The organism is Alphaproteobacteria bacterium, assembly GCA_017308135.1.
GTDB lineage: Bacteria > Pseudomonadota > Alphaproteobacteria > CACIAM-22H2 > CACIAM-22H2 > Tagaea.
This window is the reverse complement of the sequence record JAFKFM010000013.1, coordinates 193,236-211,281: the sequence shown is the minus strand read 5'-3', so window position 1 is coordinate 211,281 and position 18,046 is coordinate 193,236. Positions and strand designations below refer to the sequence as shown.

Below are 18,046 nucleotides of genomic sequence, written 5' to 3'. Positions count from 1 at the left end.
GTCGGGACAGAGTTCGACCACCATGCGAATAGGGATTGCGCTGGCGGTTCGAGCGTTGCTGGGGTCAGCCATCTCATGGGCGCCCGGTGCCGGGTCAGGTTCGGATGAACTAGGCTCCTCCGGGCTTGAGTTCTGAGTCCGATCGGCCGGTGAAGTTGGCGGGACGGGCTCGATCGGATCAAGATGTTGTTCGAGAGCTTTGACGATCGCTTTTGCCAAGCTCACCAGTTCGACAACGATGGGCTCAAGAATCTCACATTTCGGGACGCGAGGAAGCCGGGTCAGGATCTCTCGGAACGTCCGATGATAGGAGGCCCAATCGGCGGCGACGCCCTGCTCCACACCAGTTGCAATCATCTTGGCGATGTCACGCCGCGCCAAGGTCATCTGTTCGCGAAGAATGCCAAGCGCCTGGCGTTTGGCGATCGCGGCCTCGGCCAGAGCGGCGAATTCATCGGACCGGGCCACGATCGGCCCAAGATCGAAGCCAAAGGCCTGCTCGATATCGCCGGAGCTCGCCTTGCGTGCGTAGCGTTTGCCGTTCGGACTATCGCGTCGGAGAACGAGCCCGTGATCGACCAGCGCTGCAAGGTGGCGGCGCAACGTCGAGGCGGCCATTCCGTGGGCGCGTAACGCGAGAAGACGATTTGACGGGAATACGACGAGATCGGCGGCGCCGGCGGTCAACACCGTGTCAGGATGAAATGAGAGCAGCGCATTGAGAACCGCGAGTGTGCGGTCAGAAACCGGCAGCGATGTCCGTGCCTCGCAGATGTTTCGGAACACCTGCCATTTGTGTACGGGCTTGCCGTGGGGACAATCTCTGACGTCGCGCTGCACCTTTACGGTGCTGAGCGATAGCGGTCGCCGTCCAAACGGCGTGATCGGATTTTGGTCAAGCATCTCCATTCGCGTCCTCTCGTTGGGAGAGCGCGGGGCAAACAAAGACCGTGGCGTAAAAACGCGAGTCCTCTTGAACTGTCGGATGGCGCGGGCTAAAATGCCTTCATGCGTTAGGGGCATTGTTGGCGATTGGCATCGCCAGCCCGCTCATCCTCACGAGAGACCCGGCTCTGCCGGGTTTTTCTTTGTCCGAACGCACCTCTCTTGGTTGAATCGAATCTTGGTTGAATCGAATCCGTCTATTATATTGAATGTTGGTCTGCCGTCCAACGTGTAGGCTTGGCGGATCGACGGAACGGTTTGCGTTGGAAATGCGCGAGGAATCAGCGATGAGCGACAAGCGTTGCCGCCGAAAGGCAGCTCACGCAGCGCAAGGCAGCACCTTGCGGAGTGCGTTCCAGGCAGGATTGGAAGCGCTCAGGCTGGAATCGGGGCTGAGCCGGCGGGAATTCGCGGAGCAGCTCGGCATTCCGCGATCAAGCTACTTTCACTTGATGACGTCGGCGGCGAATCCTAGCCTCGATTACATCGAGCTCATCGCTGAGCGGGCGGGGGTCGATCCCTTGCGACTGCTGCGCCAATTGACCAATTCGGCCGGAGCCCGGCGCCCGGACATCAGGGATAGACACGCGGCAACGTGAGTCGTTTCAAAGACTTGCCTGTACAGTTTCCAACGTCCAATATACTGGACCTCGGGATTCGTGTATGTTCCCCGTCGTTTCCTCGCGTGGACCCGAAAGCCAGTCAAACGATGCCGCCTGTTCGCAAGCCGCTGCCCGTCGATCATTCGATCCTGAATGAGATGCTGGCGATCCGCCTGCAACAGCTCGAGATCGAAAACGGCGGCATGGAAGCCTTCCTGCCAAAGACGGGGTTGGCGCGCGGCACCTACTACACAATCGTGCGCGGCATCGGGAATCCAACGCTGAGGACGATGGAGCGGATTGCCTCGAGCCTGAACATGAGCGTGCTCGAGCTCTTAGGTTTCGAGGCCGCGGATGCGCGCCGCGCTCTTAAGAAAAGCGGCGTCAACTACGACGAGCTGGTCTCCGCAATCGGCAAGAAAAATCGGGCCGACCGCGGTCTCGCGCGGCAGACACGATCGCGAAAACTTCCTTCGTAGCGGACCGGATTCGCGTCGGGCGCCGGCCTTCAGGTAGGAGCGGCGGGGAGGCCGAAGCCTCCCCGGTATTCGCTATGCCGCGGCGCGTTCGCTGGCTTGCGCCAATCGGCCGAGCTCGTGAGCGATGAGATCGACCGTGTAGACCCGTTGGCCATCGCGTTCGAAGCTGCTCTGCCGAAGCCGTCCGCGCACATGGACCAGATCGCCCTTGCTGACGTGCTCGCTCACGTAGGACTGGATCGCCTTCGTGAAGATTGTGACCTCGTTCCAGTGCGCGTCGTCCCTCCACTGGCCTTTGTCGCCCTTGAATGGGTAGTTGGCGCAGATGCTGACGCGAAGGGTCTTGCCGACTTGCTTGATGGTTCCGACCCGACCGATGAGGGTGAATTCGGCGATATTGCGCATTGTCTTTCTCTCTTCTGTGGGGCTGTGCCCCGTTGCGATGGCGATCCGTTCATGGCCGGGAAGACGAAACAGAGCCGGAGCCGCCAGAGGCGCCGGAGCCACGAATTTTGGCGCCGCAGGCGCATGCGCGAGGAATGCCGGTCGGGGTCCCCGCTTGCGGGGGAAACCGGCAGGGGAAAATTCTTGGCTCCAGGGGCCGACGTGCCGTCGACGGCCATAGGAATCCAGCCATGCAACCGGAGCAACAGCCCGAACGGGAGAACGACCTGCCATCGCCGCCAGTGCCCGGATCTTCGGTCGGCGCAACCAAAAGGACGGCCATGTGGGCATCGCGGCGTTTCGCACATTTGCCGACGGACGACATTTCGGAAGCGCCGACCTGTCCTGACGAGTACGATCGTCTTGGCGATTCCCAGGACGCGCACGGCCCGCGGCAGAGAGATCGAGCAGTGTGGAACGGCCGCGCAGTTTCAGTTTTCTGCGACACGCGGGTCGCTCGATCAACCGTTCGCAGTCAGGTGCGCCCATGGTCCAAGCTCGAGAACGCAGGGCAAAACGAGGATGTGGAGATGAGGCCGTCATCGCGTCACGCCCGGCGCTTTTCGTTGAGACGCGAATTGATCTGCGACATCAAAATCGGGCCGAGCGAAAATTCTCCGGCCTCCGCTTTCCGGGTCAGTCCGCGGAGATAGCCGCCGGCGGATCTGATCGCAGCGCCGCGCTGCAGGATGCACGCGACGACAATCGCAGCCGGCGTCTCGCCCAGCACAGTTTGCGCCTCTTCCCAGGCGCTCGGACTGATCCCCAGCATCGATCGAACCACTGCGGCGGTCGCGAGCAAATCCCGCCAGTTCGAAATCCCGCCCTTGGCGTAATCCACGATGTCTGGGCAAGCGTTCAGCACCATTCCCAACGGATACGTCCCTTCCGCCACCCTCGGTGGTTGAGGTTTGGGCTCCGCCCTCGCCGCCCTGCCTTCTCGAAGGCTAGGTTCAAGATCAATTAGGGGATCTGTATTTGAATTCTGTATGTGGCGCTCAGTATGGGACTCATTGGCGCTTGAATCAGTGGATTTGATGTGTGTTTCCAGAAGATTGAGGACGTCATCTGCAAGCTGTGACAGCTCTTCGGCGATCGGCTCGAGTTCTTGCCTCGTTGCGGTGCGTGGAATCTGATCGACGATCGAGCGGAAGGCGGCATGGACTTCCTGCCAATCGGCCGGCCCCTGCCCGTCTCGACGTGTCGGAACATCTTCCTCGATGCCGGTGGCGATCATCTTGGCAATGTCCCGCCGGCACAGCGTGATCCGCTCCCGGACAAGCTTGAGCGCCCGCGCTTCTGCCTCGATGTCGGCCGCCAGACTCTCGAACTCCTCCGATCGAACAACCAGTGGCGATATGTCGAAACCAAACGCCAGTTCGATCTCGCCGGCGCTGCCCTTACGCGCATAGCGCTTGCCGTTGGGGCTATCGCGCCGGACGACCAGGCCGGCATCGACGAGAACCGCGAGGTGACGCCGCAGTGTCGATGCCGGCATCCCATGCGCCCGCAGCGACAACTGATGGTTCGACGGGAAGACGATCAGGTCGTCTTCACCGGTAAGCGCGGTCTCGGGGTGGAAGGTCAGCAGCGCGTTCAAGACCGATAACGAGCGCTCGGAGACGCCCAGGCGCGGCCGCGCTGTGCAGATGGCATGAAAGATCTTCCATTTGTGTACGACCTTCTCGGGTGGCCGCGCGGTGGCCACCATTTGGCTTGCCACGTGGGCAAGCGTCAGCGATCGCCGCCCAAAGGGCGTCGTTGGAGAGTGTGACTGCATGTCTTTGCCTCAGTTAGGGCAAAGAAAATCTGCTCGTCAAAACGACGCCGTCTCTCACGAGACACTTGACTGCGATTCGCGGAAGTGATTCTCTGTCAGTCGCCAAACACGACAGAGGGGCTTCCGGGACGGTGACGTTTCGGGAGCCTTTTCTTTTGCCTATGGTTCTCCGACTTGGTTGCGGTGCCTTGATCCGGTCGGCTCATTCCGACCAGGCAAGCTGGGTTATGCTGGCGGATCGCCAGCTTTGAATTCGTCGTAGAGCGTCTGAAGCCGCTTTCTGACAAAGTCGCCGAACTTAGGAGCGACGCGATCGTCAAATGTCAGCGTGAGCTTCTTGCCGGCACGCGAGACCTTGGCAGCATGCGTTCCATCCTTTGCCGCCCACGTTTCAGCGCGAGCGCGCGACGTCTTCTCGCGTAGCCCCGCCGCCAGTGTCTCGAAGCGTTTATCCGTTTCCAGGGCACGAAAGCTCGGGGCCTTGACCATGTCGATCGCACGAGTGCGATTGTCTTCGTGCTCCAGCAGATCCGTTAGTTCCTGCCAGCGCACCCGGCCGAAGGCTGGTGCCGGCCCAATCGCGTCTATAACGGCTGCTGGAACTCGGGTCGCGATCGAGATGAGCCGTGAGAGAGCGGCTTTGTCGACGTTGAGCGACGCCATAATGATCTCGCGCGAAAACTTCCGATCTTCGAGTCTCGCTGCAAAGCGGGCACGCTCGATAAAAGTAAGATCGGTGCGCCCGCTGTTCTCCTGGCCCTGCGCAATGACCAATTGCTCATCGGTCAGCGAGCGCACCACCGCCCGTACTTTGATGCCAAGATCTCGGGCGGCTCGCAGGCGTCGGTGGCCAAACGCTACCTCGTAGCGCTCCGTGTCGCTGGGCTTTGGGCGAACGAGAATCGGGACGTTTTGTCCGTGGTCGCGAATCAACTCGCGGAAGGCCGCGTTCTGCTCCTCGGTGGCTTCCATTCGGTCAGGGATGAAAGAATTGTCGATGAGCGCCGGGTCGAGTTCAACAATCACCTGGCCTTCGATGAGCTTTTGCTCGATTTCTTCCGCCCGTTTGACTTTCTCCGAGATGCCGCCAAGCGATTGCGATATTGCGCCAAGCGCACTCGATTGTTTGATCGGGCGATCAAGTCCCAGCAACGGCCGAACCCGATTGGCGGGCGAAATGGCTGCCGCTTCTTGTGGTGTCTGATCCGCCGTCGTCGGAAGATCAAAGCTGATCTTGCGCGCCATGGCTAATTCCTCTTCCAGACTTGCTTGATGAGGCTTTCGATTTCTCCGTTCACGAGATCGAGAGCTTCGATGGCGCGGTCGTAAGTGCCGCGCGTAAACTGCTGTCGTTCGACCTCGTACAAGGTCTGCTTGGTGAGCCCGGCATCTGCTATTGCGGTGCTCTTCACCATCGGATGAGTCAGAACGCGTGAGCCGAAGATGGAGCGCATCAGACCGACCATCGTCGTTTGTGGGCCGTCACTAGGCTCATAACGGGTGACGAGATAGCGCATCCAATCGTATTGGGTCGCTCCGCCGGCCTCGGCGACGACATCAAGCAGACTTCCGGTCATGTTCAGGAATTGCGACATCGACATCACGTCGAGCATCTGAGGATGGACGGTAATCAAAACTGCTGTCGCAGCGCACAGTGCAGACAGGGTGAGGAAGCCGAGTTGCGGAGGGCAATCGATCACCACGACATCGTAGGCGTCGCTAACCTGTGCCAGAGCTTCCCCGATTCTGGCGAAGAACATCGAGTCGTTGCTCTGTCGCGTCATCAAAGCCTTGGGTGTCTCGTGCTCGAATTCCATGAGTTCGAGCTGACCCGGAACAATGTGGAGATTCGGAATGTAGGTGGCGCGCACGATCTCCGGCATTGGACGGCGCTCGCTGTCGTAACGGATGGCGCCGAAGATTGTCTCGTTGTCGCCCACATCGAGCTCGGGCTGGTGTCCGAACAACGTTGACATGCTTGCTTGCGGATCGAGGTCGATGGCCAGGACGCGGTAGCCTCGAAACGCGAGATACTGCGCGAGGTGGGCGGCGGTGGTCGTCTTGCCGCTGCCGCCCTTGAAGTTCATGACCGAAATGACCTGGAGAGCCTCGGTATCGCGCCGATGTGGGACGTAGCGACGCGCACCTTTTCCCGCGCTGTCGAGGTCGCGGCGCAACCCATCGACGTCTTCGATCGAATAACTCCGACGGCTGTTCGCTGGTGCTGGAGGGCCCTTTCCTTCGGATACCAATTGGCGGAGGTAGCCTTCAGCTATGCCGATGAAGCGCGCGGCTTCCGCCGACGAAAACCGACGAATCGTCTTCTCAGCCGCTGGCGGGAAGTCGCGAAGCTGCTGGGCGCGTAGTCGTGCCGAAAGCTCCGCTGCGTCCGCATTGATCAGAGAGCGGAGATCACGCACATTCTCGTCGAGAGGTTTCGCTGACGTTGGCATCCTAATCTCTGCATCTGCGGAATATTGAGCAGTTTGCCTCAAAATGCGCTGATGGAGAGTAATGCCCGATTCTCTCGGTGCCGCAAGGATTATTGAGTTAACGAGAGGTTAACGGCGCCACCCTAGCGTCGCGGGTAGGTCCGAAGCCTCGCGCGCGAATCAGTCTTCACGTGACGCAGTTGTACGCTGACAACTTAGCACCGAACACCCGATTCGCCGCTCCCGACCGCCCGCGGAACACTCATGCCTTTCGAGGGCAGTTGTACGCGGACAACTTAATGAAGGGCCCCTCCTAGACACCAAGGCGGACGGCCCGCCCACGAACACGCTCGGCGTCGTTGTAGTAGCTTGCCGCCTGCTGCACCGACCGGTGCTGCGACTGCTGCATCGCCTCTGGAAGGGCAACGCCTTGGCGCGACGCCTCCGTCAAATAGCCGGACCTCAGCCCATGTGCGGAGAACTCCCTCGGCTCCAGGCCCGCCATCGCGCAGCGCCGCTTGACGATGAGATTGATCGACTGGGGGGTCAGCGCCCTCTCCTCGACCGCCTCCCAGCGATCGATGGCCCGGAAGATCGGTCCCTTGCCGATGTCGGCACGCTCGAGCCATTCGCGCAGCGCCTCGACCGGAGGCCCGACCAGAAGCACCCTCCCCGCCTCGTCCGCGACTCCAGTTTTGGTTCGGCCGAGATGGATCGCCACGCACGGCAAAGTCGGTGAATGAGGATCCTTAGGATCGAGCGGCACCGCGGGCTCCTCGCTGATCTGTTCGACCCGGAGCCGCGCCACCTCGCTGCGCCGTCGTCCACCGGAGGCAAAAGCCAGCAGCAGAATTGCGAGATCGCGGGTATCGGCGAGACGGTCGGAGCGACACGATTCAAGCAGCCGGTCCAGCACGTCCCGCGTGACGGCCCGCTTGCTCTTGCGCTGTCGGGGCCGGGTACTGGCCCGCACCGCCAGCCTGACTGCCGTGCGAAGACTGGGCGAATGGAATGGACCCTCCTGCCCTTTCCAGCGATGCAGCGTGCCCCAATTCGCGAGCCGGCGCTTCACCGTCGATGGCGCATGCGGCCCATCGGTGCGAAGCAGCAACGCCTCTCGCAACTCCGTCGCTACCTCGGCCGGCATCCCGTGTTGCGGGTCGGTTTCGCGCTCGGCCGGATCCCACAGGTGATGGGCCACGTATTTCAAGGCCAGGCTTTCCGGCGCCGGCCATGGCAGCGGCGCGCCGGTCGCGGCTTTCGCCCAACCCTCAAGATAGGCCAGATCGGAGGCGAGCGCCCGCAAGGTGTTCTCGCCCATGCCCTCGCGCGCGAGATGCTTCAGCGTCGCGACGTCATCGTCGGTCAGGAGCTCGGCCAGCCGATCACGCCGCTCCATCGGCAGGATCGCCGAGAGCGCGTCGAGCTGTAACGCCCGCCGGGTTTCGGGGTCGGAGACCAGCGCGCGCGAAGTGATGTCGTCCATAAGCGGCGCTCTCTCAAAAACCGTAGCTTCGATCCGCCCAGCGCAGCAGCACGCGGGCGTCGGGGTCGGGAAGCCGTACGCGCTGGGCCTTCACGCCTTCAGCGATCGCAAGTCCGATTTCGGGGTCGACCCAATGGCCGTGGGTCATCAGAAAGAACCAGCCAAAGGGTAGGCCAATCTCACGATCGACGCCTTCTCCGGCGTCATCAGCGGTCGCTCTTTCGGCGGCCGCAGCGGTCGGGGAATAAAGCCGACGTCGCGGTCGCCTTTGAGGGTGTAGTCGCGGGCATCCAGCGCCCAGTGCGCGAAAACGCGCTGCGGTCTGGCGTTCGATTCCTCCCAGTCCTGAAAGAACCGCAGCTCACGCGGCACAGTCGAAATAGTCCGGGATCGCGTCGAGGAACGGCGTTTCGCGCGTTCCGCCCGGCCCGACCTCCCGAATGACGCGCCGTTCCAGCTCGGGCCGCTTGGCCTCTCGCTTCTCGCGCTCGATGCGGCCGCAGCGATCGAGGAAGCTCCGGACGTGAATCATCGCGCCGCCGGCGCCGTCGAGCAGGCGGTAAACCGGGCCGGCAAGGCGATCCGAGTCCGGAAGCTGATGGGTGCGAGGCCAGCTCGGATCGAGCAGCTCCTGTTCGCCCCACGGACGGTAGTCCGGGTTGACGATCGGTCCGGCCCGCCATTCGATCTCCCGTCCAAGCGCAATCTGTAGATAGTCGGCCGCGCCCGGTCCGGTCGGCGCCGACACGAAGGCGCTGGAGCCGCGCCATTCTGTGATCTGCAGATCGGTCTCTTTCAGACGCGACCAGACCGCCTTGATGTCGCCGCCGTCCTTGGCAATCTCGGCCGTCATCCATGGCCGCAATTCGCCGAGCCGCGTGCCGTCCGGCTGGAGGATCGACCTTGTGTCGCGCCAGTAATCGTCATCGATCGGCGCGAGGTCGAACGCAAAACCAGGAAACGCCGCATTGAGGGCTGGGACCATGTCCGTATCGGCCGAGGCCGGATCGAGCCCGGCCATGACGGTTTCGAGCGAGGCGGCATCCGGGAGGCGGGCAGGGGTGCTCATTCCGGCGCCCCTTTATCAGTCCAGGGGTTCAACAGCGGCACGCCCAGCGTCGCGAAATCCTTGGTGTTGCGGGTCGCGAGCACCAGCTCACGGTCGAGTGCCGTGGCCGCAAAGAATCCGTCCATGACCGAGAGCGCGAAGCCGCTCTGGCGGGCCTGCGCCATCAGGCCGCCCCAGCATTCGGCGATCGCGGGATCGATCGGCAGGATCCGCCCGGCGAAGCGCGCCGGCAGATCCTCCGCGAGCCAGGCGGTCAGCGCCTCGCGACGGCGGCCATCGTCCATCAGAGCGATGCCGCGCCGGAGCTCGGCGATCGACGCGACGCTGATGAACGTCCGGTCCTCGTCGACCGTATCGAGCCAGGCGAGAACCGTCGGATCGGGCGCCGGTCGGCGAACTTCGGAGAGCACGTTGGTGTCGAGCAGGAGGTTCATAGATCAAGGTCGCGCGGCTGATCGCGGACCCGATCGAGAACGAGATTGGCGTCGCGCAGGGGCGAGGCCATCAGGAACTCGGCCAGCGTGCCCTTGCGGACGGTCTTGCGCGCCCATTCCTCAGCCGAGACGATGACGACGCTCGGCTTGCCGTGGCGGGTAATGATCTGCGGGTCGCTCTGGGCGCGCTCGATCACCTCGGAGAGGCGGGCCTTTGCACCGGCGACCGTCCAGTGATCCGATTCCTGAGCGGGGGTTTTTCGGGGGATTGTCACGACCTGCTCCTGTGACCATAATGACCATAATGACCATTGTGACTATAAGGAAGATCGCCGCGACTTTCAACGGGCGCCGTGCGGAGAAGCCGCCCCTGCGGTAATATCGGGGCGAACGGAGGGAAGTCGCCATGAGCCGTCACCCCGGCCAAACCAACACGCCGCCGGCGGCGGCAGCCGAACGCCAAGCGACCGGGCGCGATCGTCGGGCCGTTCGGACCGTCGATCTGACCGAGGAGGACATTGCCGCGATCGAGGCCTCGGAGATGACGCCCGGCTTTGAGCACCTTGATGCCGAGCTTGAGCCAGAGCCGGCCTCGCTGGTCGAGAAGGGCGTGCGGTTCGCGCGAGAACTCCGCGCGCGAGGCGACAGGACCGATGCGCGGCCGGCCGACAAGGCCTTTCGCGACGGCCTCTACGACGACCGTTGAACTCGGCCGACACAGGTGTCGGCCAAAGCCGCGCCGTCGTTGCCGCCAAGCGAGCGCATCCGGAGGAGGGGAGAGGGCTGTCAGGGCTGCGTCCTCTCGTCGATCGGCGGCCCGGCGGGCATGATTTTCCGGGCTCCGGGCCGTCAGAATCGCTGATTTGCGATTCCGTGTCCAACACTATCGATAAGGGTTAGTTATCGATAGTCAGAGTCAAGCGCGAGAAGGCATCGCTATGACGGAAGCTATATTCGTGATAGCTTCCGTTTCATCGATTCTCGTTAAGGTTATCAAGACCTTGCATTCTGGCTACCATATCCCCGATCCGCTGCCTTGGGCCCAGATCGCCGGGCCGCTCGCCGCCGCCGAAGATGCCGTTGCCCGGCTCGACGAGCGCCTCGCCAAGAGCCCGATCCGTGACGGCTGGATCGCCCGGACTCACTTCACCGACGCCTGCGCCAGTCTGTGGCTGGAAGGCGAGCTCGTCCACCTCGACGATCTCGTTCTCCACGACGCCGGCATGGATGTCCGCGCCCCGACTCACGAGCTCACCCGCGCCCACGCCGTGCTGCGCACGCGACGGCGCATCGCCGACGGCAAACCCGATTGGGCACTGTCGGTGGCCGGGCTCGCTGGGCTGCGGGGGAGGGGAGGGTTCGGCAACCGGGAAGAGGAGGCAGTCGAGCGGAATGAGGAAAAGGACGAGCCGCTCGGTGTGGAAGACGGAGACGGCGCGGCGGACGCCGCCGAGCCGTTTCGCGTCACTCCAACGGACGACCGGCTGGCCGAGGTCTTCGCCTCGGTGGACGCGGCGATCGCCCAGGCCGACCGGACGATGACCGGCGAGATCGCCAGGCAGACGAAGCGAGCGCCCGAGCGTGACCCGCTCGTCTACGACCTCGATTGGGACGAAGGCGAACGCCTCGATGCCTGGCGCGCCGTCGTCGATCAGACGCGCGGCCTGCCGCCTGCGCTGGCGGCGGCGATCGCCGCCGACGCCTGGAGCGCGCTCGAGCCGCTGCAACACACACCCTGGCTCGGCCGGCTGCTCGCAGCCAGCGTGTTGCGCGAGCGCGGCAAAACGCGTTGGCATCTGTCTTGTCTCCATGACGGGCTCAAAGCGATCCCGCGCGAGCGGCGGCGGCCGCGCGATAGCGCCGGACGCCTCGCCGTCGAGCTTCAGGCGACCACCGCCGCGGCCGAGGCCGGGCTCAAGGACCATGATCGCTGGCTGACCGCCCGCACCCTGCTGGCCCGCAAGCTCCACGGCCGCCGCTCCACCTCCCGGCTGCCGGCCCTGCTCGACTACGTGTTGACCCGGCCGATCGTCTCGGCCGGCATGATCGCCGAAGAGCTGGAGATCACGCCACGCGCCGCCCAGGACCTCGTCGCGGACCTCGGCTTGCGCGAGGCGACCGGAAGGGGACGGTACCGGGCATGGGGGATTCTCTGAGAATGCGTGCCGTCGGTTGGCGGGGGTCGGAAGCACGGCGGAATCGCCCAGTCGACGCGGACGGCGCTGCCGGGCTTGAGGGAAGGACGAGAGGCGTCAGCCTCTCGTCCGAAATCTCAGGGGCTCACGCCATCGAAGTCACCGTAGACTAGACGGTTCGCCGAGAAGCTCACGCCGGTCTCGTTGGCGATCTGATCGATGATGCTGCGCAGGCTGCATAGCTCCCCATCGGTTACCTCGCGAAGGCTCGGATCGGTGTCGCCAAGAGGACGCCAGCACCTTGAACGGGCGTCGAAGATCTCGCGGGTCCCGAGGTCGATGATGAGATCGTCGAGCAGCGGATGCGGCCGGTCCGACAGCCACCGATTTGCGAATTCCGCCTCGATCCAGAAGAGGTCTTCGCAAGCCGTCTGATAGCGTGTCGATGCTTCATCGAGCGCCGTCTCTCGCTCCGCGGCGAGAGCTTCGCGCATCAGCTCGATGAGCTGGCAGAGTTTTGCGACAAGCCGGTCGTGTGCACAGCGCGCAAGATGGTTGTCGCAACCAAGCCGGTTGGCCATGACCACGAGTTTGAAACCACAGAAGCGCGTAAACAGCGTGAGATAGTCGATATCGGACATGAGGTGTCTCCTTTCGTTCTGACGAGAGGAGGCTGCGCCGTAGCCGCGAGGGGTCAGGGATCGCGAAGCGACCGCCAGCGGCGGCGAGCGGGGGAGCCGGTTTTCTGACGACGGCCTGGAAGGGCGGCGGCTGAAAATTGGGGGAACCGCGATGTCCTTGACGCCGGAGTGGCGGGTGCACAATTCGATGTCAGAGAGAAAGGAAACCACGGCGCCAACGAGGCGCCGTGTCCGTATCCGGCACGAGCCGGCCGGGTGCGCGAGGGGAAACCATCGCGACGAGTCGGCCGGTCGATCCGGGCGCCTCGTCTTGCGAGAGGATCGTTACCCGAATGGGCGGAGACCGCTCGCGGGCTCCGTGAGCGAAGTGAATAGAGCCGTCCGCCGCAGGCGGCTCGCCCAAGCCCCCCATTTTCACCAGGCTTGAGTCGGTCTCAAGTAGCGCCAACGTCAGAGAGGTCATCAGGCCTGAAGTCTCGATAACGGAAGGACGTCTCATCGTCCGGAAACGACAAACCGTCCCGCATCAGGCACCAGACGGTCCATTCTGTCTTGATGGTGGTATCGACCAGCCAGATCTCGTCCGGCCGATCAGGTCTTCCCTTGAGCGCTTCTTCGGCTGCTTCGAGAATGACAACATGGTTCGACAGAGAGAGGTCGCGGTTTTCCAGGATAAGCACGGACCGCGCCCCTGTGCCCTTCCAACTCTGGAGCTTGGGCAGCTTCTTGGCCAAGGCGGCGCGCATCCGTTCAATGCGAAGCGTTTCGTAATTGGGCGGCGCAAAGCGACCACAGAACACCCGGCCGTAGGCTACCTCAGGCAGCAACCAGCCGATCTCGCGGTGGAGATGCAGGTCAACGCCCTCTACCGTTCCCCGCCGATGGCTCTCGCGGCCATGCGGCCCCCGGCTTCGTGTTGGGACGGCCGGGCACTCGGCATGCATCGCGGCGGCGGCCTCGCGCACCCAGGCTATAATGGCCGCCTGCGCTTCGGCGATACGTTTCGGCTTGAGCCCCTGGCTCGGATGGATGGCGAAGGTGAGCCGATAGCTGCCGGGAGACGGCATGTGATGGTCAAGCGCATGTTCGATCGGCGCGATAAAGGCCGCGAAATCGACGTCCTTGTGAATCTGGCCGTCAAAGGCTTCAACGACAGTGTGTTCCAATGCGTAGGTCTGGCCGGCGAGATCGAAGACATATTCCACGGGAGGACCAACCCGGTCGTCCTCTGGAGAGCTGGCATTGGCCCGCACCGCACCGTGGCGCTCCTCAAGCACCCGGGCGACGGCGTCGCAGCCGCGTCGCTCATTGTCGATCGGTTTAGCGGGCATCTCGGGAGGCTGCTTTCGGAGCTGGCGATCGGGCCGACCTTGACTTACAATGCAAATGCATTACATCGGTCGGCATAACGACGCAAGGAGCCGGCAATGGCCAAGACGGCTGAAATCCTCGAAATCCCCGCCACCATCACGGACCGCGGCCAGACGACCGTGCCTGCCGCCATCCGCAAAATGCTCGCCCTCGGCAAACGTGACCAGGTCGTGTTTCGCGGGCTCGCCGACGGCACCGTCGTGATCGCGAAGAAGGACTCGCGCGCCGACGACGGCGATCCGGTGATCGGCACGTTCCTCGCATTCCTGGCCAGCGATATGGCGAACGAGCCGGCCCGGATTCGGCCGGTGCCGAAGTCGCTGGTCACGCGCGCCAAGGGTCTCGTCAAGGGCCTCAAGGTCGATCTCGACGCGGCTCTGCCGGAAGATGATGCGTGAGCGACGATACCTTCGAGGTCAACGGTTGGACAATCTATGCGCATCCGCTGTTTCTCGACCAGCTTGAGGCGATGATCGCGGCGGTCGAGAAGGCGCGTGAAAAGGATCCGAAGGGGTACAAAAAGAAACGCGCCGCAAAGCTCCTCGCGGCGGTCTTGAAGGTGGCGTTCGAGGATATCCCGAGTGACCCGACCCGCGACATCTACCGGCAGGGCGGCACGCTCGGCGACGAGTACAAACACTGGTTCCGCGCAAAATTCCTGCAGCAGTTCCGGCTATTCTTTCGCTACCAGCAATCGGCGGATTCCAAGATCATCGTGCTGGCCTGGGTGAACGATGACTCGACGTTACGCGCTTATGAGAGCGCCAACGACGCCTACGCCGTGTTTCGGAAGATGCTGGATCGCGGGAATCCGCCCGATACGTGGAAGGAGCTTCTCGCCGCCGCATCGAGCGCCGGCGCGAAACGCCGCCTCACGCGTGCGACGCGCGGGGAATAGCCCGCGCAAGCGGCGCATCGATATTGGCTGCATAGCGCTGCGCGTGGCAGCGCGTCGAAGGGAAGAGGGCGGCCTTGCCGCGTGACGATGATCGCACCAACAAAACTCGCTCGGTTCGACGCACGCGTCCGCGCCTTTCTCGCGGAGGAGAAGCCGTGCGGTGGCTGAACGCAACGAAAACGCGAAAAGATGATTATGTTGTTTGGCGCCGCTAGAGGCGGGAAGGATGATTGCCACGTTACGAGAATAGTCCGTCTGGTGGCAGGTATGATCCGGCAGGGAGTCGCGATATGTCTACAATCCAGCTCTCCACTACTGCCAAAGGAAATGGCTATCAGGCAATCGTGACGTTTCCGGATGGCGTTTCTATGAGCTCGGCGGAAACCTATCCGAGTGTGGCCGAGGCAATGGCCGCAGCCGCCATGAAGCTGCTCGACATGCCTGAGCGTTTGGCGGCGCTCGATCGGCCAGAAGCGCCAGTTAACTTGGGCGCGTCCATCCCGTGCTCACGCAGAAACGGCCCCGCCTGATGGCGGGGCCGTTGCCGTAGGCGAGCTCAGTCCCGATTGGGACGGGACCAGATGAGCTGGAGACCTTCCTGCCCTTCCACCTCGATCAGGGTGGCGTAGATGGGAGCCGGGAAGCTCGGGTCGTCCAGCTTGACGGAGAGGTAGTCGCGCTCGGTGTCCTTGGCGGTCTTCTGCCAGGCCGCGCCCAGCTCGACATTGCCGGCAAAGATACGGAAGTGCGGACCCTTGTCGGAAGGGTTCTCGACGCGGACCAGTTTGGCCTTGGCGTTGAGAGCGAGAGTGCGGACGGTGCCGGTGAACCCGTTGCCGTTCGAGGTGAAGGTGCCGATGGTCGCCATTGTCGTGTCCTTTCAGTTTTCGGGCCGCGCCTATCGCGACCTCGATGGCTGGCGACAGACCGGGGGCGCTCGACCCGCACCCCGAAGGGGCCGACACGCAGTAGAGGGCAGCCAGGGCGCGACTTTCTTGTCTTCCGCGAGGAATGACGGCGAAGCCGGCAGGGGAAGAAAGTCGAGACCGGCTGTTGCGGGGATAAGAGCGAGGCGAAGCGCTAGCGACGACGGCCTTCGGTCAGACATGCCAAATCGAGGACGCCATGGGCGAGTTTCAAAAACGGGCCGTGTGACACGACGTCGACCGAGGTGCCCCGACATCGGGCAACGCATTTCGCGGAACGCAAGGACCTCGATCCGCTCCAGGCCTGTGTCGCGATCAACCCTGACAAGACCCGCGCGCGCTGATTCGCAGGCCCGGCTTGGCGCGCCCGACCAATCGAGACCGACTGATGCAACCACGACTGTGCGAGGAGCGACGGGTGGTGCCCGGCAATGAGCCGGCAGATTCAGAGGGAGGGTAGATGGCCGGATCGTCAGGTCACGGTTCGCGGCGGACGCATGCAGGCTGACTGCCCCGCTGACGGGACCGTTGCGCGGTAACAAATGGGCATGGACAACAAAGCAATGGCATTGCAATATTAGTCCGCTGCATTTGACTCCGCTTTATTCAGCGGGTAACTCAGCGGCAACTAAAGGGATGGAGTTCCCTTCTAACCGCCGTTCCTGGCTGATGACTCCTACTTCGCCTTTGTGCAGGTGGGTTATCCATGCCGATTGAACGCCAATACTTTGTTTCTCCGCGATCTCACAAATCACAGACGCTCCGCTGCTTAGGCGCGGGTTCGCACTCATCGCAGCCGTTTGAACGGCGCCTTGTTCCATATCATCCGCAATAGCCGCCAGCTCTAGTCGCGCGACTCGTCGCGGGATTGCTGGCGCGCGCCAAGAGCAATCTCGCGAAACAGTTCGCGGGCGACGTGAGCTTGAACTCATCAAACATGATCAGACGATGGCTGGCGTCCGCCAGACCGAGAGAAAGCATATCATGAAAAACGCTGAAGACGTGCTCAAGGCAATCAAAGACAACGACATCAAATACGTCGATCTCCGCTTCACGGACCCGCGGGGAAAATGGCAGCACGTCACTTTTGACGTGTCGCTGGTGGACGAGGAGATGTTCACGGACGGCACGATGTTCGACGGCTCGTCAATCGCGGGTTGGAAAGCAATCAACGAGTCGGACATGACGCTCATGCCGGATGCCTCGACAGCGGCTACCGATCCATTTTTTGCCGCCTCGACATTGTCTGTTGTATGCGACGTGCTCGAACCGACAACCGGCGAGCCCTATGGCCGAGACCCGCGCGGTATTGCCAAGAAGGCAGAGGCCTATCTCCGAGCAACCGGAATTGGTGATGCGGTGTACGTCGGTCCGGAGGCGGAGTTTTTCGTGTTCGACGACGTGCGATTTGCGGAGGATCCCTACAACACGGGTTTTATCCTGGACGCCGCTGAGCTTCCGATCAACTCGCACAAAGAGTACGAGAAGGGCAATCTCGGGCATCGGATCGCGACGAAGGCAGGTTATTTTCCTGCACCCCCGCAGGACCCGGCACAGGACTTGCGGTCCGAGATGCTTGCCATGATGGCGCAGATGGGTGTCAAGGTTGAAAAGCACCATCATGAGGTCGCGTCGGCGCAACACGAACTCGGGACCAAATTCGGCTCACTGACGACGATGGCCGATCACATGCAGATTCAGAAGTACTGCGTGCATCAGGTTGCAGAACGATGGGGCAAGACCGCCACTTTCATGCCGAAGCCTGTCTACGGCGACAATGGCAGCGGCATGCATGTTCATCAATCGATCTGGAAGAGCGGCAAACCAGTGTTTGCTGGTTCGCTTTATGCCGATCTGTCGCAGGAATGCCTCTGGTACATAGGCGGCATCATCAAGCATGCCAAAGCGGTGAACGCTTTCACGAATCCAACGACGAACAGCTACAAGCGGTTGGTCCCGGGCTTCGAGGCACCCGTGCTGCTGGCCTATTCGGCGCGAAATCGCTCCGCCTCTTGCCGCATCCCCTATGCTACCAACCCCTAGGCGAAGCGGGTTGAAGTGCGGTTCCCCGACCCAGCGGCGAATCCTTATCTCGGCTTTGCCGCGATGCTCATGGCGGGACTGGATGGAATCGCCAACAGGATCGATCCGGGCCCGGCCATGGACAAGGATCTTTATGATTTGCCGCGACGGGAGTTGCAAAACATTCCGACGGTCAGTGCGTCGCTTCGCGAGGCGCTCTCCCATCTCGATCGAGATCGGACATTCCTGAAGTCCGGTGGAGTTTTCACCGACGATTTCATCAATGCCTATATCGAACTCAAGATGCAGGAAGTCGTGCGCTTCGAAATGACGCCGCATCCTGTCGAATTCGAGATGTACTATTCCAGTTGAGCTTACGTCG

General features: G+C 62.5%; 18 protein-coding genes and 2 pseudogenes. 8 read left to right on the top strand and 12 right to left on the bottom strand.

Annotation, left to right across the window (positions count from 1 at the left end; all coding sequences use genetic code 11):
* A partial coding sequence (locus J0H39_23580) for a replication protein C (GenBank protein MBN9499741.1) occupies window positions 1-909 on the bottom strand: 909 nt, incomplete at its 3' end.
* Between the two features lie 323 nt (window positions 910-1,232).
* On the opposite strand from J0H39_23580, the gene J0H39_23575 reads away from it, so the two are divergent.
* Together J0H39_23575 and J0H39_23570 are read left to right on the top strand one after the other, a co-directional pair.
* Window positions 1,233-1,544: a helix-turn-helix transcriptional regulator gene (locus tag J0H39_23575; GenBank protein ID MBN9499740.1), complete on the top strand. Its 312-nt coding sequence runs from the start codon at window positions 1,233-1,235 to the stop codon at window positions 1,542-1,544.
* Window positions 1,545-1,654: 110 nt separating this feature from the next.
* Complete coding sequence (locus J0H39_23570; GenBank protein MBN9499739.1) at window positions 1,655-2,026, top strand: transcriptional regulator; 372 nt, start codon at window positions 1,655-1,657, stop codon at window positions 2,024-2,026.
* 72 nt (window positions 2,027-2,098) lie between these two features.
* Here J0H39_23570 and J0H39_23565 read toward each other — a convergent pair whose 3' ends face one another.
* The 8 genes and pseudogenes from J0H39_23565 to J0H39_23530 all read right to left on the bottom strand — a co-directional run bounded on the left by J0H39_23565 (window position 2,099) and on the right by J0H39_23530 (window position 9,946).
* Entirely contained in the window at window positions 2,099-2,431 is a 333-nt protein-coding gene (locus J0H39_23565; GenBank protein MBN9499738.1) for a single-stranded DNA-binding protein, read from the bottom strand.
* 586 nt (window positions 2,432-3,017) lie between these two features.
* Window positions 3,018-4,250 carry a replication initiation protein RepC gene (locus J0H39_23560; protein MBN9499737.1) on the bottom strand — a complete coding sequence of 411 codons (1,233 nt, stop codon included), beginning with the start codon at window positions 4,248-4,250 and terminating at the stop codon, window positions 3,018-3,020.
* A gap of 225 nt (window positions 4,251-4,475) precedes the next feature.
* Window positions 4,476-5,495 (bottom strand): plasmid partitioning protein RepB, encoded by a 1,020-nt coding sequence (gene repB, locus J0H39_23555; GenBank protein MBN9499736.1) that lies wholly within the window; start codon window positions 5,493-5,495, stop codon window positions 4,476-4,478.
* 2 nt (window positions 5,496-5,497) lie between these two features.
* A complete protein-coding gene (gene repA, locus J0H39_23550) occupies window positions 5,498-6,703 on the bottom strand; it encodes a plasmid partitioning protein RepA (protein MBN9499735.1) in 1,206 nt (401 codons plus the stop codon).
* Between the two features lie 292 nt (window positions 6,704-6,995).
* Complete coding sequence (locus J0H39_23545; GenBank protein MBN9499734.1) at window positions 6,996-8,168, bottom strand: tyrosine-type recombinase/integrase; 1,173 nt, start codon at window positions 8,166-8,168, stop codon at window positions 6,996-6,998.
* A gap of 13 nt (window positions 8,169-8,181) precedes the next feature.
* Window positions 8,182-9,237, bottom strand: a pseudogene (locus J0H39_23540) (hypothetical protein).
* Window positions 9,234-9,671: a type II toxin-antitoxin system VapC family toxin gene (locus tag J0H39_23535; GenBank protein ID MBN9499733.1), complete on the bottom strand. Its 438-nt coding sequence runs from the start codon at window positions 9,669-9,671 to the stop codon at window positions 9,234-9,236. The pseudogene J0H39_23540 and the gene J0H39_23535 overlap by 4 nt, the downstream one beginning before the upstream one ends.
* Window positions 9,668-9,946: a type II toxin-antitoxin system Phd/YefM family antitoxin gene (locus J0H39_23530; protein ID MBN9499732.1), complete on the bottom strand. Its 279-nt coding sequence runs from the start codon at window positions 9,944-9,946 to the stop codon at window positions 9,668-9,670. Before J0H39_23530 ends, J0H39_23535 begins: the two co-directional genes overlap by 4 nt.
* A 131-nt stretch (window positions 9,947-10,077) precedes the next feature.
* On the opposite strand from J0H39_23530, the gene J0H39_23525 reads away from it, so the two are divergent.
* Window positions 10,078-10,377, top strand: coding sequence for a prevent-host-death protein (locus J0H39_23525; protein MBN9499731.1), 300 nt, complete (start codon window positions 10,078-10,080; stop codon window positions 10,375-10,377).
* Between the two features lie 232 nt (window positions 10,378-10,609).
* Window positions 10,610-11,827: a DUF1612 and helix-turn-helix domain-containing protein gene (locus tag J0H39_23520; GenBank protein MBN9499730.1), complete on the top strand. Its 1,218-nt coding sequence runs from the start codon at window positions 10,610-10,612 to the stop codon at window positions 11,825-11,827.
* Between the two features lie 116 nt (window positions 11,828-11,943).
* Here the strand turns inward: J0H39_23520 and J0H39_23515 are convergent, their stop codons facing one another.
* Both J0H39_23515 and J0H39_23510 read right to left on the bottom strand, forming a co-directional pair.
* Window positions 11,944-12,447, bottom strand: a complete 504-nt coding sequence (locus J0H39_23515; GenBank protein MBN9499729.1) for a hypothetical protein — start codon at window positions 12,445-12,447, stop codon at window positions 11,944-11,946.
* A 434-nt stretch (window positions 12,448-12,881) separates the two neighbouring features.
* A complete protein-coding gene (locus J0H39_23510) occupies window positions 12,882-13,778 on the bottom strand; it encodes a hypothetical protein (protein MBN9499728.1) in 897 nt (298 codons plus the stop codon).
* Window positions 13,779-13,874: 96 nt separating this feature from the next.
* On the opposite strand from J0H39_23510, the gene J0H39_23505 reads away from it, so the two are divergent.
* The 3 genes from J0H39_23505 to J0H39_23495 all read left to right on the top strand — a co-directional run bounded on the left by J0H39_23505 (window position 13,875) and on the right by J0H39_23495 (window position 15,246).
* A complete protein-coding gene (locus tag J0H39_23505; protein MBN9499727.1) occupies window positions 13,875-14,216 on the top strand; it encodes a type II toxin-antitoxin system PrlF family antitoxin in 342 nt (113 codons plus the stop codon).
* On the top strand, window positions 14,213-14,716 hold the full coding sequence (locus J0H39_23500) for a type II toxin-antitoxin system YhaV family toxin (protein MBN9499726.1): 504 nt from the start codon (window positions 14,213-14,215) through the stop codon (window positions 14,714-14,716). The genes J0H39_23505 and J0H39_23500 overlap by 4 nt, the downstream gene beginning before the upstream one ends.
* Before the next feature lie 290 nt (window positions 14,717-15,006).
* On the top strand, window positions 15,007-15,246 hold the full coding sequence (locus tag J0H39_23495; GenBank protein ID MBN9499725.1) for a hypothetical protein: 240 nt from the start codon (window positions 15,007-15,009) through the stop codon (window positions 15,244-15,246).
* 26 nt (window positions 15,247-15,272) lie between these two features.
* Here J0H39_23495 and J0H39_23490 read toward each other — a convergent pair whose 3' ends face one another.
* Window positions 15,273-15,584 (bottom strand): DUF736 domain-containing protein, encoded by a 312-nt coding sequence (locus J0H39_23490; protein ID MBN9499724.1) that lies wholly within the window; start codon window positions 15,582-15,584, stop codon window positions 15,273-15,275.
* A 1,042-nt stretch (window positions 15,585-16,626) separates the two neighbouring features.
* Here J0H39_23490 and glnA point away from each other — a divergent pair.
* Window positions 16,627-18,036: pseudogene (glnA, locus tag J0H39_23485) on the top strand (type I glutamate--ammonia ligase).
* Window positions 18,037-18,046 lie beyond the last annotated feature (10 nt).